This window comes from Mesobacillus sp. AQ2 (assembly GCF_030122805.1).
GTDB lineage: Bacteria > Bacillota > Bacilli > Bacillales > Cytobacillaceae > Mesobacillus > Mesobacillus oceanisediminis_A.
On record NZ_CP126080.1, the window covers coordinates 2789514 to 2806595 of the forward strand.

Here is a 17082-nt window from a genome sequence, read left to right on the forward strand (position 1 = left end):
GCAACTCCCTTTGATTTCGATTACAAATTAATAGTAGAGTTTCCCAAACTAGTTTTGAATCTATAAATTTTGGTTTCAAAGGAAATGTTTTCCTCTGTGAAATATTCGGTTTTATTTCCAGAAATACTACTAATCCTTTAAATATCAGGGATAACAGCCTGTTTTTTCCACTGGTATTGTATTATTTGTAACAAAAATGCAATATAAGCTTAACTGTTTTGTAATTTAATTACTCTATGTAACAGTTCCTATAAGATTGTATTACAAGGGAACAAAGAACTAATAACATGTCAATAAGGTGAAATTTTCTCATTACAATTCATCGTTTAGCAATGAGTAAAGCCCACTGTAGAATCACACAGTGGGCTTTACTTTATTTCATTTCATGTTAGAGATTTCGTTTAATCAACTGTTCAGCAGCCTGGTCAACCTGCTGGCTGTTTCCTTCCTGCTTAGCGGCAGAGGCAATTTGACTGATTAACTGGCTGCTTTCCGGGTTAGTGGAACTTGAAGCATGATAACCGGAATTAGTATTTGTTGTTTTGGAATCAGTCATGCCTGAAGTAATTTCTTTTGCGAATTCCGTTAAACCCGGAGAAATGGCCCGATTTAGTGAATTCCCCGTGTTTGTATTCTGAAAAAGCTGCCTCATTCCATTTCCCATTCGATTACGGAAAGCAAATGCAGCAGCAGCACTTGCTACAACACCCATTACTGAATACGTCATGGAGCGAGATTTCTTGCGTTTATACCCGAACATCTTCATCAGATTTTGAGGTATATTCGAATTCATTAACGCAGACATCCAAGCGGATCTATTCATCGGCAGCACCCCTTTATGAATTAGAGGGGAAATATCCCCTCCACCCTTTAGTATTAGGTTCTGGTCATTCAATATACCGGTAAAAGTTTTACAGTGAAGTCAGTTTACTCATTAAGGTAGGGTTTCAATTTGTGTATAGCCTGCTGCAACTTTTCAGCGTTTTTACTATACATTTGTTTTACTATAGAAGACTCTGTTCCGAGAGCAAATAATTCTAAATCTGCCTGGCATTTATTCATCATAGCGAGCAATAGCTTCCTTGGCTGTGGAGAAGGAATCTCAAACTGATCATCATAAGTATCAATGGTAAGCTTTCCGAATGAATCCACCTGTCCCAAAAAGACATTATCAAGCGTTACACCTAAGTTTGCTAATTCTATATCCAGCCACCCTCTGTTCTTGCCCGCCGAAGTTAACGAATCGTTCAGAATATTCCCGTCCATGATTACAGTATAGGGTTCTTTCTCTGGAGCTACTGTCAGATTCAAATCTTTAGCGGTTAAAGGCTGTAATTCTTTTTTTAAAAGGACACTTAAGTCTCCTTTTGGTTCAAGAACTGCGAATTCAACATCTGCTGTTTTAAATACATTCTTCTGACGCAATAAAGAATTCAATTCATCGATCGTATATTTTTCTTTCTTAAGATTTTCTTCAAGGACTTTCCCGTCTTTAATTAAAACTGTTGCTTTTCCCTCGAATATATCACGGAACTTTTTGCTCTTAATTCCAATAAGGTCATGGAAATATGTAAATGCACCAAATACCATAATCGCTAAAACACCATGAAAAAAATTACCATCCAGTCCCATGATAACTTCGCCCGCAATACTCCCGATTGTTATGCCTGATATATATTCAAAAAAAGACAACTCTGAAAGCTGTTTTTTTCCGCCTATCTTTGTGATTGCGTACAATGTGATTGCAAACAATATAGATGAGACGAAAATATGTGTGTAATCATTCATTGCTTCACCTTCTAGCTTTTATATTGGGGCTCTTCAATTTCCACCTTGATTTTTCGTTCTTCTAAATCTGTTTTGATTTCCGTGATGACCAGCATGGTTTCATGGAAAACCCTGCTTGCTTCTGGAATCGTTGAGTTTAATGCCATTGCAGACAGTTGCGCTTCTATCCCTTTTATCGTTGATAAAACTTGATTCACATTTGAACCTACTGTCATTTATCATCACCTCTATAATGTAGAAGAGGGCGGGTTGCCCTGCCCTCCCTGTCCAGCCTACTGATTATATTGTGGTTCCTCTTGTTCAATTTCTTGCAGACGAGGCTGAAGACTGTCAATAACCGCTTGTGTCTGCTGTGCAGCAGTTTGGTAAAGCTGCTTTGCCTGCTGATTTTCTGTCCCGAGCGCAAAAGTTTCCAAACTAGCCTGGGCACTTTTCAAACCCGCCAATGTTTGTTTTACCTGAGCACCAACTGTCATCGTATCCCCTGCTTTCTGAAATAAATATGGTACTGTTTTATTATTGCTACATTCCCTTGAAATATTCCCTGCTTTTATCTTTTTCCGATTTCCCAATTGAAACCATTATATCCAAAAAAAAAGCCATTGCGGCCGTTATGATTTTAGGATTAATCTTCATTCACTTGTATCCTGATGTTGTAAAGTGCGTAGCCAACTTCCCATTTGGCCCGGATTTCCATTGCATAATCTCCCGAAGAGACTTTTGCTTGGGCAAGATTTAATGGTAATCCATCCAGGCTTTTATATGCGAGTCCTCCTGTATTCATATCCCATAAATAGCAAGTAACAGAAATTGGTGAATGCTCAAATTGCATGTTGATGCTGTCATTGCGATTGACCATAATGGGAGGAAATTCTCTTACAAATACAGCAGGATCGGTATTGGAATCTGCCGCTGTTGCCCTCCCCCATTTTCTCAAGGAGTAGGTCGTAGCTTTTACCTCCACCTTTTGACTGTCTACAGTCATTTCTAATTCAGGAGGAGTTGGTTTATAGCTTTTATATGTATTCCAGCCGATGATAATGGCGAACAATAATAAAGCCGAGATTCCCCAAAATATTGTTTTCACCAAACTCCTCCTTTCAAAAAATCAAAAATATCACATCTTATTATTTAGACGGTTCCGCTGGGAAGTAAGTTTCATATTTCCAGTATTTCGCGTGTCTGATTGTTTAATGTACTTCATATTCAAAAACCATTTGTCATTATTGTGTAACATTCCTTACATGCAAACTCACCCGGCTAAACTATAATGAATGAATAAATAATGAAAAGTTGGTGATGAAAGTGCATGGAATTGGACATGCTCATTCCACTGGCAGCCATCCGGGTGCAATTGATTTCAACATGAATCCTTATATTGTTATTTGGGAAGTGACAAGGGCTTGTCAGTTAAAATGTATCCATTGCCGGGCTGATGCACAAAACAGGCCTGACCCAATGGAATTAAGCCCGGAGGAAGGACTGAAGCTGATCGATCACATTTATGAGATGGGTAACCCAATGCTTGTGTTTACAGGCGGAGACTGTATGATGCGAGAGGATCTTTTTGAACTTGCTGAATATGCGGTGAAGAAAGGCATGCGCGTGTCAATGACACCAAGCGCTACAGATAATGTTACAAAAGAAAAAATGGAAAGAGCCAAGGAAGCTGGACTTTCAAGATGGGCTTTCAGCTTGGATGGTCCCACTCCTGAAATCCATGATCATTTTCGTGGAACTCCCGGTTCATTCAATCTGACAATCGAAAAAGTTAAATACCTAAATGAATTAAAAATGCCTTTGCAGCTTAACACGGTCATTTCACGGTATAATTATGAGTACCTTGAACAAATGGCTGAACTGATGAAAGAACTTAAAGTTGTGATGTGGTACATATTCCTTTTGGTTCCTACAGGCCGAGGCCAGCTGGATGCCTGCTTGACACCTGCAGAACATGAAAAAGTTTTCCGTTGGCTGTATGAATTAAGCAAGACTGCTCCATATGATATTAAAACGACGGCAGCCCAGCATTACCGCCGGGTTGTTTTCCAACAAAAAACCAGGGAACATAGCGTTAACAAGGATGAAATCCGGTATGAAGACACATTAACGAAAGATATGGCTTCTGTCATCGATGGCCTGAAACGTGCTCCAAAAGGGGTCAATGATGGCAACGGCTTTGTTTTCATTTCGCATACGGGAGATGTGATGCCATCCGGATTGCTTCCTTTAGTTGGCGGAAACGTTCGGGATAAGCCTTTAGCGGACATTTACCGCGATTCCCAAATCTTTAAGGACCTGCGTAATCCTGATCAATACAAAGGAAAATGCGGTGTTTGCGAATTCCGCTATGTCTGCGGGGGTTCCCGTTCAAGAACCTATGCGGTCACAGGAGACTACATGGGCAGTGAGCCATTCTGTGTCTATATCCCCGAGACAATGCGCAAAACGAAATCGCCAATCTAATGCCGATAGCTCCTGATAAAGGAGCTATTTTTATTTGGAATGCTGTTCTAATCCCAAGCCACAACATTAAAGAGAGTCGAATAGCAACACAACATTCTTATTTGATCAATATTGACACTTTTATGACTTCCTTTTTTCTGTGACATAAAGCACGGAAAACACCACCAACCAAGTTTTACAATAAAGTTAACGAAAGGATGGTGCAAAGATGACAATCAAGATTGATCAAGAAGCATTTAAATGGTTTGAAAGAGAATTCGACACACCAAAACCGTTTCACATCCGCCTTTATCCTCAATATGCCGGGTTTGGCGACAAGAATAAGGGCTATAGCCTGGCATTTTCGCTAGAAACTCCTGCCATTGCCGCCGAACAGCAGATAATTGACGGTATTACCTTTTATGTAGAGTCAAATGACACCTGGTTCTTTAATGAGACAGATGTAGAGATCAAGTACAGTGATACTGCCGGTGAAATATTCACCAAATACAATGAGCATCATTGATCATCAATATATATAACAACAATCATTGCATTAAAATGAAGCGGGGCTCCTGGCAGAACCAGGAGCTCTTCTTACATTTCCTCTGGAGCCTTGATTCCCAAAAGTCTCAGGCCTTCTTCGAGAACGATGCTGACTGCATTCACCAAAGCCAGCCGTGCATCTTTCTCCTCATTTTCTTTCAGGATCCTTACCTCTCCATAATATCTATTGAAAGCCTGGGCGAGATTCAATACATATTTTGCGATTTGAGATGGATCATTATTGTGGCAGGCTCTTATGACAGTTTCAGGGAAATCCATAAGCTCTGTGACAACTGGCCATTCAGCCGCACCTTCAAGCTTGATTTCCACACCAGTTACTGGACTTGCTGCCTTTCTTAAAATGGTTTTAGCCCGGGCATTTGTATATTGTACATATGGAGCTGATTCTCCTTCGACCCTCAACATTTCCTCCAAGGAAAAATCAATATCATTCATTCTAAAATTCTTCAGGTCATGAAAAATGATTGCTCCTGTACCCACCATAGCAGCTGTTTCTTGCTGATTCGGGAGTAAAGGATTTTTTTCCTCGATATTCTTTTTAGCCAGCTCAATCGAGTCTTTAAGGACATCCTCCAGTAAAACAACTTTCCCTTTGCGCGTTGACATTTTCTTGCCATCTTTCAGCATCATTCCAAAAGGAACATGGATGATTCCATCCGCCCATTCAAAATCCATTTTTGCAAGAACCGCTTTTAACTGTTTAAAATGAAGACTTTGCTCATTTCCCACAACGTATAAAGATGTAATAAAAGAATGCTGATCATATCGATACTTGGCCGCGGCCAAATCCCGGGTCGCATACAATGTGGCACCGTCTGATTTTTTAATCAGGCAGGGTGGCAGGCCGATATCTTCCAATTGAACGACCAGAGCCCCATCTGATTCGTCAAGAAGCTCTTTGTTCCTTAGCATTTCAACAATAGGCTCCATTTTATCATTATAGAATGCTTCTCCAGCATATGAATCAAATTCAATCCCCAGCAGCTCATAAACCTTCTTGAACTCTTTCAATGATTCTTCCTTGAACCATTTCCACAATCCGAGTGCCTCTACATCTCCGTTTTCAAGACGCCTGAACCAATTTCGGCCTTCCTGCTCGAGTTCAGGATTGGTTTCTGCGGCTTCATGAAACTTTATATAAAGGGCCAGAAGCTCCTTTATCGGACTCTCTTTCACTTTCTGTTCACTGCCCCAAAGCTTATAGGCCGTAATTAGTTTGCCAAACTGAGTCCCCCAGTCTCCAAGATGGTTTATTTTAAACGTCTTGAATCCACACTTTTCATAAATTAGTGAAAGAGAATTTCCTATAACGGTAGAACGTAGATGCCCCATAGAAAAAGGTTTGGCAATATTAGGGGAGGAAAGATCAATTGTCACCGTATGTTGACGTCCTCGATTATAGTCCCCGTAATGGTTTTTCTTTTCTGTAATTTCATTGAGGATATAAGCTGCTGCTTTTGATTTATCCAAAAAAGCATTCACATACCCGCCAATTGCTTCAAAACGATCAAAGTCAGATTCATTTTTGGACTGTAATTTTTGGCTAATGTCTTTGGCAATTTCCACAGGTGACTTTCTCAGGGCTTTTGCCATCTGGAAGCAAGGAAAGGCCAAATCTCCGTGTTTCAGAAATTTTGGTTTTTCGATCAAACGTTCAATATTCTCATCAGATAGTATTCCTTTTAGTTCTTGAGCGAGTAATCCAGAATATTTTTTACGGTATTTCATTGTAGACCTCCCTTTAAAAAATAAAAAACCCCCGCCTCTAAAAAGAGACGAGAGTTTTATCCCGCGGTACCACTCTAATTGTTCCTGAAAGGAACCTGCTTTCATTGATAACGGAGTTCATTCCGGCCATCCCTAATGGTTTTCAGGAAGGCATCTCAAAAGTGCGCTTCATTACCCTATTTGCACCAGGCTTTCACCGTCCCCGGCTCGCTAACTCAAAAAAGGATAACTACTCTCTTTCTCATCGATTAGATATTTTTACCGTTATAAACAACAACTATGATCGATTGCAATCATTTTTTCACAGCCAAAACTGTATCAAATTCCTGGGTTGAACAATTGTTATCATCAAAGGTTTCAATATAATTTCCACCTGTATAATCTCCTATTACCTTCCGCCAAAAACTTCTCGCTGGTTCGTTTTTCTCGACCTGGATGACACTCCATCCGCCAGGAAATTGATCAAACAGCCTGGTAGCGACAATTCTGCCGAACCCTCTTCTGTAAAATTTCCTAAGGATAAAAAATTCGAGGATGACATTGGGTTCCCCGCTTTCAACCATGGCAAACCCAGCATATTCACCTTCATGTATGATGAAGAAAGCATGAAGATTCATATCAGTCCAATATGGTTTCAAATCAAACGGTGCGTAACTTCCGTTCTCCTCAAGCCTGATTTCCTGAAACAACGTAAACTCGTAGATATAGAATTGAATCAGATTCTGAAGGACTGCTTCATCCTCCTGTTTCACACGTACCAAATCGATCACAAGGATTCCCCTTTTTGAAACTGAATTTTTTATTTTAATTATTCGTTGATAATAAAGGAAAATCCTCTTTTAACCCGCTTTCATTTTTATTCCTCTCTGTCAGGATATGAATATTGGTAGGTAAGTTCTTTCTCATCTTTTGTTATCTCAACTATTTCCATCCCATCAGCAGATTCAAAAATATAGGATGGTCCCTCACCTCCAGTATGCTTCCAAACACCTGTTGCCTGGATCTTATCAAGATAATCTTTCATGTTTTGATCGGTACCTCGGTCCCAAGTATATTTTTCTGTGCCCCCATCGATTTCTGCCGGCCGTAACCCTACTGGATAAGGGAGCTTCCCATAGCCATGCACAACATATAGCAGCTGTTCGTGTTGATAAGGGGCTGGATTTTTAAGATCAAGTGACCCAATAATCTGAAATATTTCAGCATATTCAAGCTTTGGATAATCAAAGCTGAAATATAAAATATTCTTGCCCGCTTCCACAAAAAAGTGGTAACGGAGGCTGACATCCATCATTTTTACATGTTCGATATATAATGTTGTAGGATAGGGAAAATTCTGCAGTTCTTTTTCAACATTCATCGCTTTGGAACTGATGATTTCCTTCTTTTTACGGTCATTCACGAATTCGGCAAAACCAACCTTTTCAGATTCTCCTTTTTTGTAAAATTCATAACCATCTGGACTTCTTTCACTATATATAGTTTCTAAATCCCATTTCAGACTGAACTCATTTACAGCATGTGATTGACCTGATCTGTCTTCATGTTGATCATAATTTTGAACTTGAAACAACAAGCCAGCAGATAAAAGCAGAAATAGCGACGTAAATACAACGTTTTTCAAATCGAATGTTCTTTCCTTCTTTTTTTGTGCTTTAATAGTTCGAATGGATGACCTTATTTTCAACCTCATTCTATCCCTTTCGCATTCACCTGGTGTCAGCTTTTTCAGCAATTCCCATTGTTCATCAGAAAATTTGTTCATTGTGTCCGCCTCCTTCCGCTATGTCCTTTTTCCTTAGTTCCGCAAGTCCCCTGGATAGTGTTTTCCTTATTTTTGATTCAGACCAGCCTAGGATTTCGACAATTTCTTTAGTGGAACAATCCTCGATTTTTTTCAGCGTGATCACAAGCCGGTGGTCAGGTTTAAGCTGTTGAATTGCTTTAAGGCTCCTTTCTACCGTATCTCGGTTTTCTATATATTTTTCGATATTTAAAGGTGATGCAATGTCTTTCCCCTCAGAAAATAACGTGATACTCCTTCTTCTTTTCCGCCTGCGTATTTCATCGAATACGAGGTGCTTTGCAATACTAAAAAGCCAGGTCTTCACACTCGCCCTCTTTTCAAATTTCTCGAAGGACGTATAAGCACGCAGAAATGTATCATGAACGAGGTCCTCACAGGATTGGCGATCACCCAGCATATAATAGATAAAACGGTAAAGATCTTTATAATACAATTCATACCATTCCATTACTTTTTGTTCTTTTAAGTTATCGCTAATTGTTGCCCACCTCATTTCCTTTATCTATACGATAGGTCGAAGAAAATTCAATAATGTGACACTTTTTCTCCTCTTTTTTCCATTATAAAATAAAATGGGCCGTTACCTTGTTAAGATAACGGCCCATTTTTTAATCTTCTTCTATTTCCCATGTATGTTCGAATTGTATACAGCCTTTTAATGTTTGTGCAACCGGACATCCTCTTTCGAAAACATTCAACGCCCTTTCGGCTGCTTCCCTTTTGCCAGTTGGAATCTTAAGTATATAGTGACAACTGATTTTCGTTATTTTCAATACTCCTTCAGGTGCTTCAATTGTACCTTGTACCTGTGCCTTTACTTTATCGGGTGAAGTCGGTATTTTACGCGCCTCCAGCGCGCCTGATAGGGTGCCGACCAGTCAGCCCCCTGCAGCAGCAACGATGTGATCCAGGGTTGAAGGGTATTCCACTTTAGGATTGACACCGTAGAATTGTTTTACACCGCCGTGTACACCGAACAACAAAGGTTCCTGGAAACCATCAATGTAGGCTTCTCTAATTTTGTTGGGAGTATCTTTTTGAATTACCGTTATTTTTGTTAAGGCAATTGGGTCAGACAATGAAACGATCCCTCCTTTTTTAGTTATTACAACCATAATAGAAAGATTAGTATTTTTCAAATAAAGTCCTTTGCATAAAAAAGGCAGCCCTTATTTTGATTCCTATGATACAAGCTGATGCTCGTCCGATAATTTTACATATGATGTTGTTGTAAGGTTCGGATCTTACCTATCTTCTTTAAAGGAAGGGGGTGGGGAGATGTTAATCACTGCTATCGTGGTACTATTGTTGGCTCTGGCTTTGGTCGTTGCTATCTTGTTGAATCAGGATGCACTTGCTGACGTCCTCTACAGATGCATCGGCGAAGTTATTGCTGTTGATAATGGTGTTGCTTAATCTCTTCAAATGATGTAGAACCTGGACCTTGTGACTGGCTCCCTGGCTATACCGGTATTGGCCGGGGAGACCCAAAATATCGAAAGGATCGGTGAAGATGAAAGAGAATGACCTAAATCTGGACATTGACATTGACCGTTTGAAAAAAGATCCCTCCTTGAATGAGGTACTTAATTTAACCCAGGCCATTTTTAAAAAGCTGCCACAAGAAACAAACGATGAGAAACCGATAAATTCAAAACCAGCTGAAACAACCACTTTCAACCAAGATAGTATTCAATCATTGTTGACAACAGCACAAAGTATCATCAACCCTGCTACTCTATCACTTCTCTCAAATGCATTGAAGCAGCAAAGTAACAAATCAGAGATTTCCAGGCAGGCGGTTGATGAGCTTACCTCCAGCATGAATGCTTTAAAAGAGGAATTGAAACAGGTGAAAACCGAGTTAGTAGAGAGGAACCAGCGTTTGACTGCGCTGGAATCAGAAGTAAAATCTCTTAAACACCGCAAGAGACGGTAAAAAACTGAGAGTCCTTCATCCAGATATGAAGAACTCTTTTTTCGTTTCTTTCTATTGTTTAGGATCGCCGAGAAGGATTTGGCAGATTTTTGGAGAATAAGGTCATATCATGCGATGGAGGTTTTGATTTTGAATACTGACACTTTGACAATCAATAAAACAAGCTGGGATGAGGTGGCCCGAAACTTTTTTGGGAGAACGGCTTTGCCGGAATATGGTCCCTTTGCTCCTGACGAAAAGGAACTGAACCTATTCGGGGATTTAAACCATAAAAAAGTATTGGATATCGGATGCGGAAGCGGGCACTCCCTGAAATACACGCAAGAAAAAAAGGCCGATGAGCTGTGGGGCCTCGATCTTTCCAGCTCACAAATTCAGGCAGCCACAGAATTATTAAAAGGAACGAATGTCAAATTGTTTCAATCTCCTATGGAAGTGAACCCTGGAATTCCCGAAAGCCACTTTGATATTGTATACTCCATTTTTGCTTTAGGCTGGACAACCAATCTGGAACAGACGCTGATTAACATCAATCAATATTTAAAGCCGGGCGGAGCGTTTATTTTCAGTTGGGAACATCCTCTGTTTAGCCGGGTGCGAAATACTGAGCATGGACTTTTACTCACAAAGTCTTATCATGAGGAAGGACCCTATGACCATGAAGCATGGAACCATCCCGCCATCATGCAGCAGCATAAAATCAGCACCTATCTCAATTCACTAGTCGAAGCTGGCTTTAAGATCGAAAAAATAATCGAGGAAATCAGGGTTTCCGAAGAACTATTGTCCAGAGATTCTAACAGGTGGTATAACTGGGAGAAAGTTAAGGCCGTTCCGACGACCGTTATTTTTAAATGCACGAAAGTATAGTAATTAAAGCGAGACTTCAACGATAATATAAAAAAAGGACTTTTGACTAGGTCCTTTTTTCAATCAATCTCTAAAGAGTTTTTGTGAAATAAAAGCTATTAAAAGATAGACTATGAAGGCAATAATACCAAAGTATATTCTGTTCTCCCATACGTATCCGCGGGCGAACGTCAGAATGGTAGCAGCAAAAAAACCTGTGAACAGGACCTGGTCAAGATTAAATTTGGTTTTCATCCTCTAACTCCAATCTGAACGAAACTATAAATCGTATTATTCCCAAATCTACCTGGTCAATTTGGATATCTTCTTTTAAATCCCATAGTTTTATTTCAGAAGTCTCCTCGTTTTGAATAAAAGGCATAAGTGAATAGATCGTAGAGAAGTATAGAGGATTGAACTTATCAGCCTTTGTCACGTGATTTTTTACCCTGGCTACCCCGATTAATTGCATACTTTCTACAATCTGTCCCGTTTCTTCAACCAATTCCCTTTTTGCACACTCCAATGGTGTTTCATTTTCTTCTCTTTTGCCAGCCGGCAACTCCCATTGCTGTCTCAAGCTGTTGTATCCCAGAAGATATTCCCCCTCCTTTTCAACAATCGCAAAAGACCCAGCCAGTGGATGAACATGTTCTATTTCCCGTTCACTCATTCTTATGCACTCAATCAATTCAAAACCATTATTCTGAGGTGATGCCATTAAGCAGCCGTCCTTTTTCGTCCCTTACTCTTGCACCAAAATGAACATGCCAATGCATATGTTTATTGCTTTGATAGTTACCTGCATTGGTAGAAATGGTACAGGCTCCATATTCTTTTTCAAGCCTCACTGCTACTTCCCTGACAACCTGGAGCACATCCTCCAATAAATCCTTTTCTTCGGCTGTAACAGTCAAGAAAGAATGTATATGTTTTTTTGGAATGACAATGATATGTACTTCATAATAAGGGCGGGTATGGTAAAAGGCGAGACTATGTTCCGTTTCTTTGATGGTCTTTACAACCGTTTTGCCAGAAAGCACCTCATAACAATAAAAATCTTCCCATTGATTGTTAGCCACGTTTCAAACACCCCTCTTCATCCATCTAGTTTTTTCTGTTTATTTATCCCTGTTGCCGTTCTATTAAGGTTCATTACTTTTATCAAGATAACCTTGAATATATTTTAAATAACCTGACTGCAAATCTTTCGGCAAAAAGTACAAATGAAAGAACTTAAGATCGACTGATTCATGTTCATCTTTTTCCAAAATCCCTTTATATTCCCTTGTTGAATAAACAGTTGTGACAGAATAAAGTTCGTCTCCGTTCGCCACTTTTAAATAGAAGTCAGCGCCTGAGTACACGCCTTCGAGATTGAGGTCGCCTATAATAAGCCCTGTTTCTTCCTTTACTTCCCTTCTTGCTGTTTCCTCAAGACTCTCCCCTAACTCCATCAATCCACCTGGCAGGCCCCAGCCACCATCACTCCGAAGCTGCAGAAGCAATTCATCTTTCTCATTAAAAATCATGACAACTGCCCCGGGTAAAATCAGTGGCCGATGGCCAACCAACTTTCTTAGCTCAGCAATATATTCCAATGGTTTCACTCCATGCTATTTTTTAAAGGCCCTTTTCTCAAACTTTCTTGCTATTGACTACTAATTTGGATTGAATGACCTAGTTTTCTTTATAATATTCAAGCTTAATCTGAGAAAAGAGCTTGCACACTTAAAAACGAACTTCAAAATTGCTTATAGCACGTTAAAATCGGCTTTAAGATTTTAACAACAATCTTTACGAAACTGCCTTTTTAAATAATCCAGCCAACAGTTCACTTGTTCCAAAAAGGCCTTCTTCAGGTGACCTGTCATTCATTTCCCTGATTTCCACTACTTCAAAATCCCTGAAGATTCTAGTTAGTTTTTCAAATGTAAAACCTAATCCGCCTTTCATGCTTCTCCCTCTGTACACTTCCCAATCAGAAATGTCCGACCCGCCAAGTTTTCCACCCACAACAAAGCAGGTAAGGGCGAAATGGCCTCCGGGCTTTAAAGCACGAGTTACTAGGTCAATATAATCCATTCTCCGGTGTGGAGGGATATGATGAAAGCACCCTGAGTCATAGACTAGATCGTATGAACCCTCTTCTATATCCAATTCAAAAATATTTTGCTTTAGAAAGTTCACTTTCACATTTTCATCAAGCGCCCTTTCTTTTCCCCAGTTCAACCCCTCTTCAGATTGATCCACCGCATCCACAGAAAAACCTTTTCCAGCTAAATAAATAGCATTTCTTCCTGGACCGCATCCCAACTCCAGGACTTTACCAGTAGTTAATTTCCTTGTTTCCACATACTCTGCCAGATTCTCATCAGGGTAGTTTTTAAAAAAAGGGACTCCTCTGTCTCTGTCGGAATAAAAAACGTCCCAATTGAATTGCCTTTCCTCACTCAAAAGCTGATCAAGCATCTCCAATAAATCATCATAGCTGTATATACTTTCTTTCATCATTTTCCTCCTTTAATTCCCTTATCCCATCACTGGAGATATCATCTGCAAATGTTGTTTATCGCTGTTTGGCTTAATTACAACTGGTCTCATGGACCCAGAGAAACTCATCACAATTTCTTCGTCGGAAATTGATTTAAGAGCATCAATTAGAAAACTATTATTCAATGAAATCAAAATCTCCGGATTTCCTTCGAGTTCCCTGATAGGGATAGTCTCCTCTGTTCCCCCTAAATCTGAAGAATAGGAAGCAACCATTAGTCTCCCTTCCGAAACACTCAATTTCACCTTGTTTCTGCTTGTGTCGCGAGTAAACAGGCTGGCACGGTCAATAGCATTCAATAACTTCCTGGTAGAAAGGATCATTGATGTTTTTGATTCTGATGGGATAATGCTTGAAAGGTCAGGATAGTTCCCCTCAATCAATCTTGAGTACAAGGATAAATCTTGTGACTCGAAGACAAAGTAATTTTCTGATACATGGATTGTAACGGTACTATCATTGAAAAATCTTATGAATTCCCTTATTGAATTCAGTGGAATTATGTATGAACCGGCAATAGGGGATTCAAAATCAAGTTCACTCATTGACAATCGATGAGAATTTGTGGCTGCACATCTTAGTTTGTTGTTCAGGAACGAAATCGATATCCCTGTAAGGACCTGGCGAGAATCCTTTACTGAAGCTGCGAATACAGTCTGTTTAACCATTTCGTGGAGGTGGTTTGCCTGCAGCTGGACGGTTTCATCGCTATTCACTTTTGGCAATGATGGGTATTCATCAACATTGAGACCATTTAGCTGAATCTTTATCTCATCAGCCTTTATAATAAGTTTATTATTATCCCCTGTTTCCACCGTGATTTCACCAGGCAATTTTTTAATTAACTCTGCTAAATATTTAGCAGGTGCAACAAAGCTGCCCTTTTCAATGATTTCAAGGTTTCCCTCATTACCAAACAGCTCTTTTTTCAGAAAAAAGTTATGATTGCTGACAATAAGAGTCAAACCTTCAGAATGGGCAACTACTTTAATGCCGCATAAAATTTGCGGAATAGGATTGGCCAAAACACTCCTGCTTAAATTCGATAGTGCTTCATAAAACAAGCCACTCTTAATGATAAATTTCATGCTTCTTTCCTTTCCTCTTTCTATATACTATAAATTCGACAAATTTTTGGAAAATCCTTGTAAAAATTAAAAAAGTGACCCCTCTTTAAGAAGAATCACTTTTGTTCAATTTGCATTTTTTTTGATGATAACCTGAATAACATGACCGGTGCCTGTGTGCAATTCACCTTCCACTCTTTCCTGTTCTCCATAAAAGAAATGAAGTACTTTGTAGCCTTTAATCCATTCTAAAACATCAGATGGATCGTAAAGCATCTCAACCGTCTTAGGTCCGCCTGTTCCGTATTTGACCTGGTCTTCTGAATATACCTCGAACATGATGGTGCCCCCCGGCTTGACAGTTGAAATCAATTTATCCATCACGGTTTTTTGATCATCTTTACTAAAATGACCAAATACCATAAAGGCTGCATCGAATTCTTCAGCAGGTACCCCATCATGTATTAAATTCTTTAGTTCCGTTGAGATTTTCACTTTATGCCGCTCCGCCAATGCATTCGTCTTATTCAAACCATTTTCTGCATAATCATAAGCCGTAACTATATGCCCCTGCAGTGCAAGATAAACCGCATTCCGGCCTTCTCCTTCAGCAAACGCCACGATTTTACTTCCTTTTCCTAATCTGTGTGCTTGTTCTTTTATGAATTGATTTGGTTCTTCACCATATACATACTGTTCGGTACCAAAACGTTCATGCCACGAATTTCCCATACGATCACTCCTTCCTAATCATTATACCCATTACCCTTTTTTTAGTATGATAAAAGTTCAGGTGGCTATTCTATTTTTAAGTGGGTATCAGTAACGAAAGGAGCTGAATTAAATGAAAGAATTAACATCAATTGATGAAGTAAAAAGTTTAATCAATGATAACGAATTAAGTTTTATTTATGTCTTGACCGATGGTTGAAGTGTCTGTCACGGATTGCTTCCTCAGGTCGAGGAAGTTTTGAAAGATTTCCCTAAAATCGAGACTGGGCTGGTCAATGCCGGGAAGGTCGAAGAAATAGCGGGATTCCTTATGGCGTTTACAGTACCCGTTTTAGTCTTGTATGCAGATGGACGAGAGTATTTAAGAGAGGCAAGAATCGTCCAGGTTGAGAAACTCAGGGAAGACGTCTCCAGGATTTATGAAGGATTCTTTGGAGAATAATTGGGGGGCTTGGTTAATCCAAGCTCTCGTTTTTCTTTTATATTGGCTCTGTTAAACAAGACTGTTGATTTTCGTTCCAGGCGCTTCGCTTTCCGCTGGAAGAATATTAAAAAACCAACTGCCGTCTTTTTCATAAGCAATTCTTCCTTGGGGCTGGCGCTGAGCCTCCTCGTCGCTTTGCTCCTGTGGGGTGCAAATGATTCCTCACGTGAATCATTTCACCTAGGTCTCACCTGTCCAGCTGCGCCCGCATGAGTCTTCGCGCCTTCCCCTACAATCAACAGGTGTAAAAACAACATTGAGCTTTAACAGAGCCTTATATTAAGGGTATTTTTCGTTAAGATCCATCAATTATGAAATATAATAACTTTATATTTCAACTTGGGAGGAAATCTTGCACCGATACCTACAATTTGTCTGAACACGATACCGATTTCGATAAATTCTGTGTTTTAATCCTCTCACTCCCAATCCGATATTCCCTTCTATCTCCTCTAAATATTAATCTTAGGTTAATGCATGAATTGTTCTCTTTTAAACAAAATAAGCCTTGTTGACAATTTCCTTTCCTAAGGAGAAACAAAATGAATATAAACACAATAAGGAGTGCGGTTATGGGAATTTTAAGCGGAAATCCAAAAGATGAACCTATGCATTATGGTGAGGTATATGGGGCCTGGACTCATTTATCAGTCAATCATGGTCTGATCGCTGCATACCAGACCTTTATCAATCACATTGGTGATGAGGATCTTAAAAAGCTTGTCCAAGAAGCAATTGAGGCGATGCAGGAAGAAAATAAGCAGGTTGAAGAACTGCTAAAAACGAATGGCATCGGGCTCCCTCCATCTTCACCTGAACGTCCTGTTGCCCATCTGGAAGATATTCCTCCTGGAGCAAGATTCAGTGACCCTGAAATTTCGGCGGCAGTCTCAAAGGATGTTGCAGAAGGTCTGATTGCCGCGAGTACTATGATCGGCCAGTCCATCAGAGAAGATATCGCGATGATGTACGGCCAATTCCATATGGCAAAGGCACAATTTGGCGCTAAAATGCTAAAGTTAAACAAAACAAAAGGCTGGCTGATTCCTCCTCCACTACAGGTAAAATCTACCGAGTAAAAATAATCATATTATGTAAACAATTTTTAAAACCAGACAAAAA

General features: G+C 39.7%; 24 protein-coding genes and 1 other annotated feature. Of the genes, 7 read left to right on the forward strand and 17 right to left on the reverse strand.

Annotation, left to right across the window (positions count from 1 at the left end):
* Nucleotides 1–388 precede the first annotated feature (388 nt).
* From QNH36_RS13975 to QNH36_RS13995, 5 genes are all read right to left on the reverse strand, one after another.
* Nucleotides 389–823 carry a hypothetical protein gene (locus tag QNH36_RS13975; RefSeq protein WP_144479514.1) on the reverse strand — a complete coding sequence of 145 codons (435 nt, stop codon included), beginning with the start codon at nucleotides 821–823 and terminating at the stop codon, nucleotides 389–391.
* Between the two features lie 104 nt (nucleotides 824–927).
* Nucleotides 928–1788, reverse strand: coding sequence for a DUF421 domain-containing protein (locus QNH36_RS13980; RefSeq protein ID WP_144479516.1), 861 nt, complete (start codon nucleotides 1786–1788; stop codon nucleotides 928–930).
* 11 nt (nucleotides 1789–1799) lie between these two features.
* Entirely contained in the window at nucleotides 1800–2003 is a 204-nt protein-coding gene (locus tag QNH36_RS13985; protein WP_144479518.1) for a DUF1657 domain-containing protein, read from the reverse strand.
* 57 nt (nucleotides 2004–2060) lie between these two features.
* On the reverse strand, nucleotides 2061–2264 hold the full coding sequence (locus QNH36_RS13990; RefSeq protein ID WP_144479520.1) for a DUF1657 domain-containing protein: 204 nt from the start codon (nucleotides 2262–2264) through the stop codon (nucleotides 2061–2063).
* A 149-nt stretch (nucleotides 2265–2413) separates the two neighbouring features.
* Nucleotides 2414–2875: a hypothetical protein gene (locus QNH36_RS13995; RefSeq protein ID WP_144479522.1), complete on the reverse strand. Its 462-nt coding sequence runs from the start codon at nucleotides 2873–2875 to the stop codon at nucleotides 2414–2416.
* Between the two features lie 212 nt (nucleotides 2876–3087).
* Between QNH36_RS13995 and QNH36_RS14000 the strand changes: the two genes are divergently transcribed.
* Together QNH36_RS14000 and QNH36_RS14005 are read left to right on the forward strand one after the other, a co-directional pair.
* Nucleotides 3088–4254, forward strand: a complete 1167-nt coding sequence (locus tag QNH36_RS14000) for a TIGR04053 family radical SAM/SPASM domain-containing protein (RefSeq protein ID WP_144479524.1) — start codon at nucleotides 3088–3090, stop codon at nucleotides 4252–4254.
* 208 nt (nucleotides 4255–4462) lie between these two features.
* Nucleotides 4463–4759, forward strand: coding sequence for a HesB/YadR/YfhF family protein (locus tag QNH36_RS14005; protein WP_144479526.1), 297 nt, complete (start codon nucleotides 4463–4465; stop codon nucleotides 4757–4759).
* 71 nt (nucleotides 4760–4830) lie between these two features.
* On the opposite strand, the gene argS is transcribed toward QNH36_RS14005, so the two are convergent.
* From argS to QNH36_RS14035, 6 genes are all read right to left on the reverse strand, one after another.
* A complete protein-coding gene (gene argS, locus QNH36_RS14010) occupies nucleotides 4831–6528 on the reverse strand; it encodes an arginine--tRNA ligase (RefSeq protein ID WP_283903683.1) in 1698 nt (565 codons plus the stop codon).
* Nucleotides 6529–6568: 40 nt separating this feature from the next.
* Nucleotides 6569–6782, reverse strand: a binding site (T-box leader).
* Nucleotides 6783–6821: 39 nt separating this feature from the next.
* Nucleotides 6822–7298 carry a GNAT family N-acetyltransferase gene (locus QNH36_RS14015; protein WP_144479530.1) on the reverse strand — a complete coding sequence of 159 codons (477 nt, stop codon included), beginning with the start codon at nucleotides 7296–7298 and terminating at the stop codon, nucleotides 6822–6824.
* A gap of 86 nt (nucleotides 7299–7384) precedes the next feature.
* Nucleotides 7385–8293, reverse strand: a complete 909-nt coding sequence (locus QNH36_RS14020; protein ID WP_251540420.1) for a hypothetical protein — start codon at nucleotides 8291–8293, stop codon at nucleotides 7385–7387.
* Nucleotides 8277–8828 (reverse strand): RNA polymerase sigma factor, encoded by a 552-nt coding sequence (locus tag QNH36_RS14025; protein ID WP_251540421.1) that lies wholly within the window; start codon nucleotides 8826–8828, stop codon nucleotides 8277–8279. The genes QNH36_RS14020 and QNH36_RS14025 overlap by 17 nt, the downstream gene beginning before the upstream one ends.
* A 115-nt stretch (nucleotides 8829–8943) precedes the next feature.
* On the reverse strand, nucleotides 8944–9213 hold the full coding sequence (locus QNH36_RS14030; RefSeq protein WP_144479536.1) for an OsmC family protein: 270 nt from the start codon (nucleotides 9211–9213) through the stop codon (nucleotides 8944–8946).
* Nucleotides 9214–9414 carry a hypothetical protein gene (locus QNH36_RS14035; RefSeq protein WP_186326826.1) on the reverse strand — a complete coding sequence of 67 codons (201 nt, stop codon included), beginning with the start codon at nucleotides 9412–9414 and terminating at the stop codon, nucleotides 9214–9216. It abuts the gene before it with no gap.
* Nucleotides 9415–9613: 199 nt separating this feature from the next.
* Here QNH36_RS14035 and QNH36_RS14040 point away from each other — a divergent pair, with 199 nt between their 5' ends.
* The 3 genes from QNH36_RS14040 to QNH36_RS14050 all read left to right on the forward strand — a co-directional run bounded on the left by QNH36_RS14040 (nucleotide 9614) and on the right by QNH36_RS14050 (nucleotide 11144).
* A complete protein-coding gene (locus QNH36_RS14040) occupies nucleotides 9614–9751 on the forward strand; it encodes a hypothetical protein (protein ID WP_251540422.1) in 138 nt (45 codons plus the stop codon).
* Between the two features lie 97 nt (nucleotides 9752–9848).
* Entirely contained in the window at nucleotides 9849–10274 is a 426-nt protein-coding gene (locus tag QNH36_RS14045) for a hypothetical protein (RefSeq protein ID WP_144479538.1), read from the forward strand.
* Between the two features lie 126 nt (nucleotides 10275–10400).
* Nucleotides 10401–11144, forward strand: a complete 744-nt coding sequence (locus tag QNH36_RS14050; protein ID WP_395883526.1) for a class I SAM-dependent methyltransferase — start codon at nucleotides 10401–10403, stop codon at nucleotides 11142–11144.
* Nucleotides 11145–11361: 217 nt separating this feature from the next.
* On the opposite strand, the gene QNH36_RS14055 is transcribed toward QNH36_RS14050, so the two are convergent.
* The 6 genes from QNH36_RS14055 to QNH36_RS14080 form a co-directional block, all read right to left on the reverse strand.
* Nucleotides 11362–11844 carry an NUDIX hydrolase gene (locus QNH36_RS14055; RefSeq protein WP_144479541.1) on the reverse strand — a complete coding sequence of 161 codons (483 nt, stop codon included), beginning with the start codon at nucleotides 11842–11844 and terminating at the stop codon, nucleotides 11362–11364.
* The gene (locus QNH36_RS14060; protein ID WP_144479543.1) at nucleotides 11825–12205 is read right to left on the reverse strand and encodes an HIT family protein; all 381 of its coding nucleotides are present in this window, start codon (nucleotides 12203–12205) and stop codon (nucleotides 11825–11827) included. Before QNH36_RS14060 ends, QNH36_RS14055 begins: the two co-directional genes overlap by 20 nt.
* A gap of 63 nt (nucleotides 12206–12268) precedes the next feature.
* Entirely contained in the window at nucleotides 12269–12724 is a 456-nt protein-coding gene (locus tag QNH36_RS14065) for an NUDIX hydrolase (RefSeq protein ID WP_251540428.1), read from the reverse strand.
* Nucleotides 12725–12920: 196 nt separating this feature from the next.
* Nucleotides 12921–13634: a class I SAM-dependent methyltransferase gene (locus QNH36_RS14070; RefSeq protein ID WP_283905420.1), complete on the reverse strand. Its 714-nt coding sequence runs from the start codon at nucleotides 13632–13634 to the stop codon at nucleotides 12921–12923.
* 21 nt (nucleotides 13635–13655) lie between these two features.
* Complete coding sequence (gene dnaN / locus QNH36_RS14075) at nucleotides 13656–14765, reverse strand: DNA polymerase III subunit beta (protein WP_283903684.1); 1110 nt, start codon at nucleotides 14763–14765, stop codon at nucleotides 13656–13658.
* Nucleotides 14766–14870: 105 nt separating this feature from the next.
* Nucleotides 14871–15476 (reverse strand): class I SAM-dependent methyltransferase, encoded by a 606-nt coding sequence (locus tag QNH36_RS14080; protein WP_251540429.1) that lies wholly within the window; start codon nucleotides 15474–15476, stop codon nucleotides 14871–14873.
* 238 nt (nucleotides 15477–15714) lie between these two features.
* Here QNH36_RS14080 and QNH36_RS14085 point away from each other — a divergent pair, with 238 nt between their 5' ends.
* Nucleotides 15715–15918, forward strand: a complete 204-nt coding sequence (locus QNH36_RS14085; protein WP_144479549.1) for a thioredoxin — start codon at nucleotides 15715–15717, stop codon at nucleotides 15916–15918.
* Between the two features lie 614 nt (nucleotides 15919–16532).
* Nucleotides 16533–17039 (forward strand): DUF3231 family protein, encoded by a 507-nt coding sequence (locus tag QNH36_RS14090; protein WP_144480019.1) that lies wholly within the window; start codon nucleotides 16533–16535, stop codon nucleotides 17037–17039.
* Nucleotides 17040–17082: the final 43 nt, after the last annotated feature.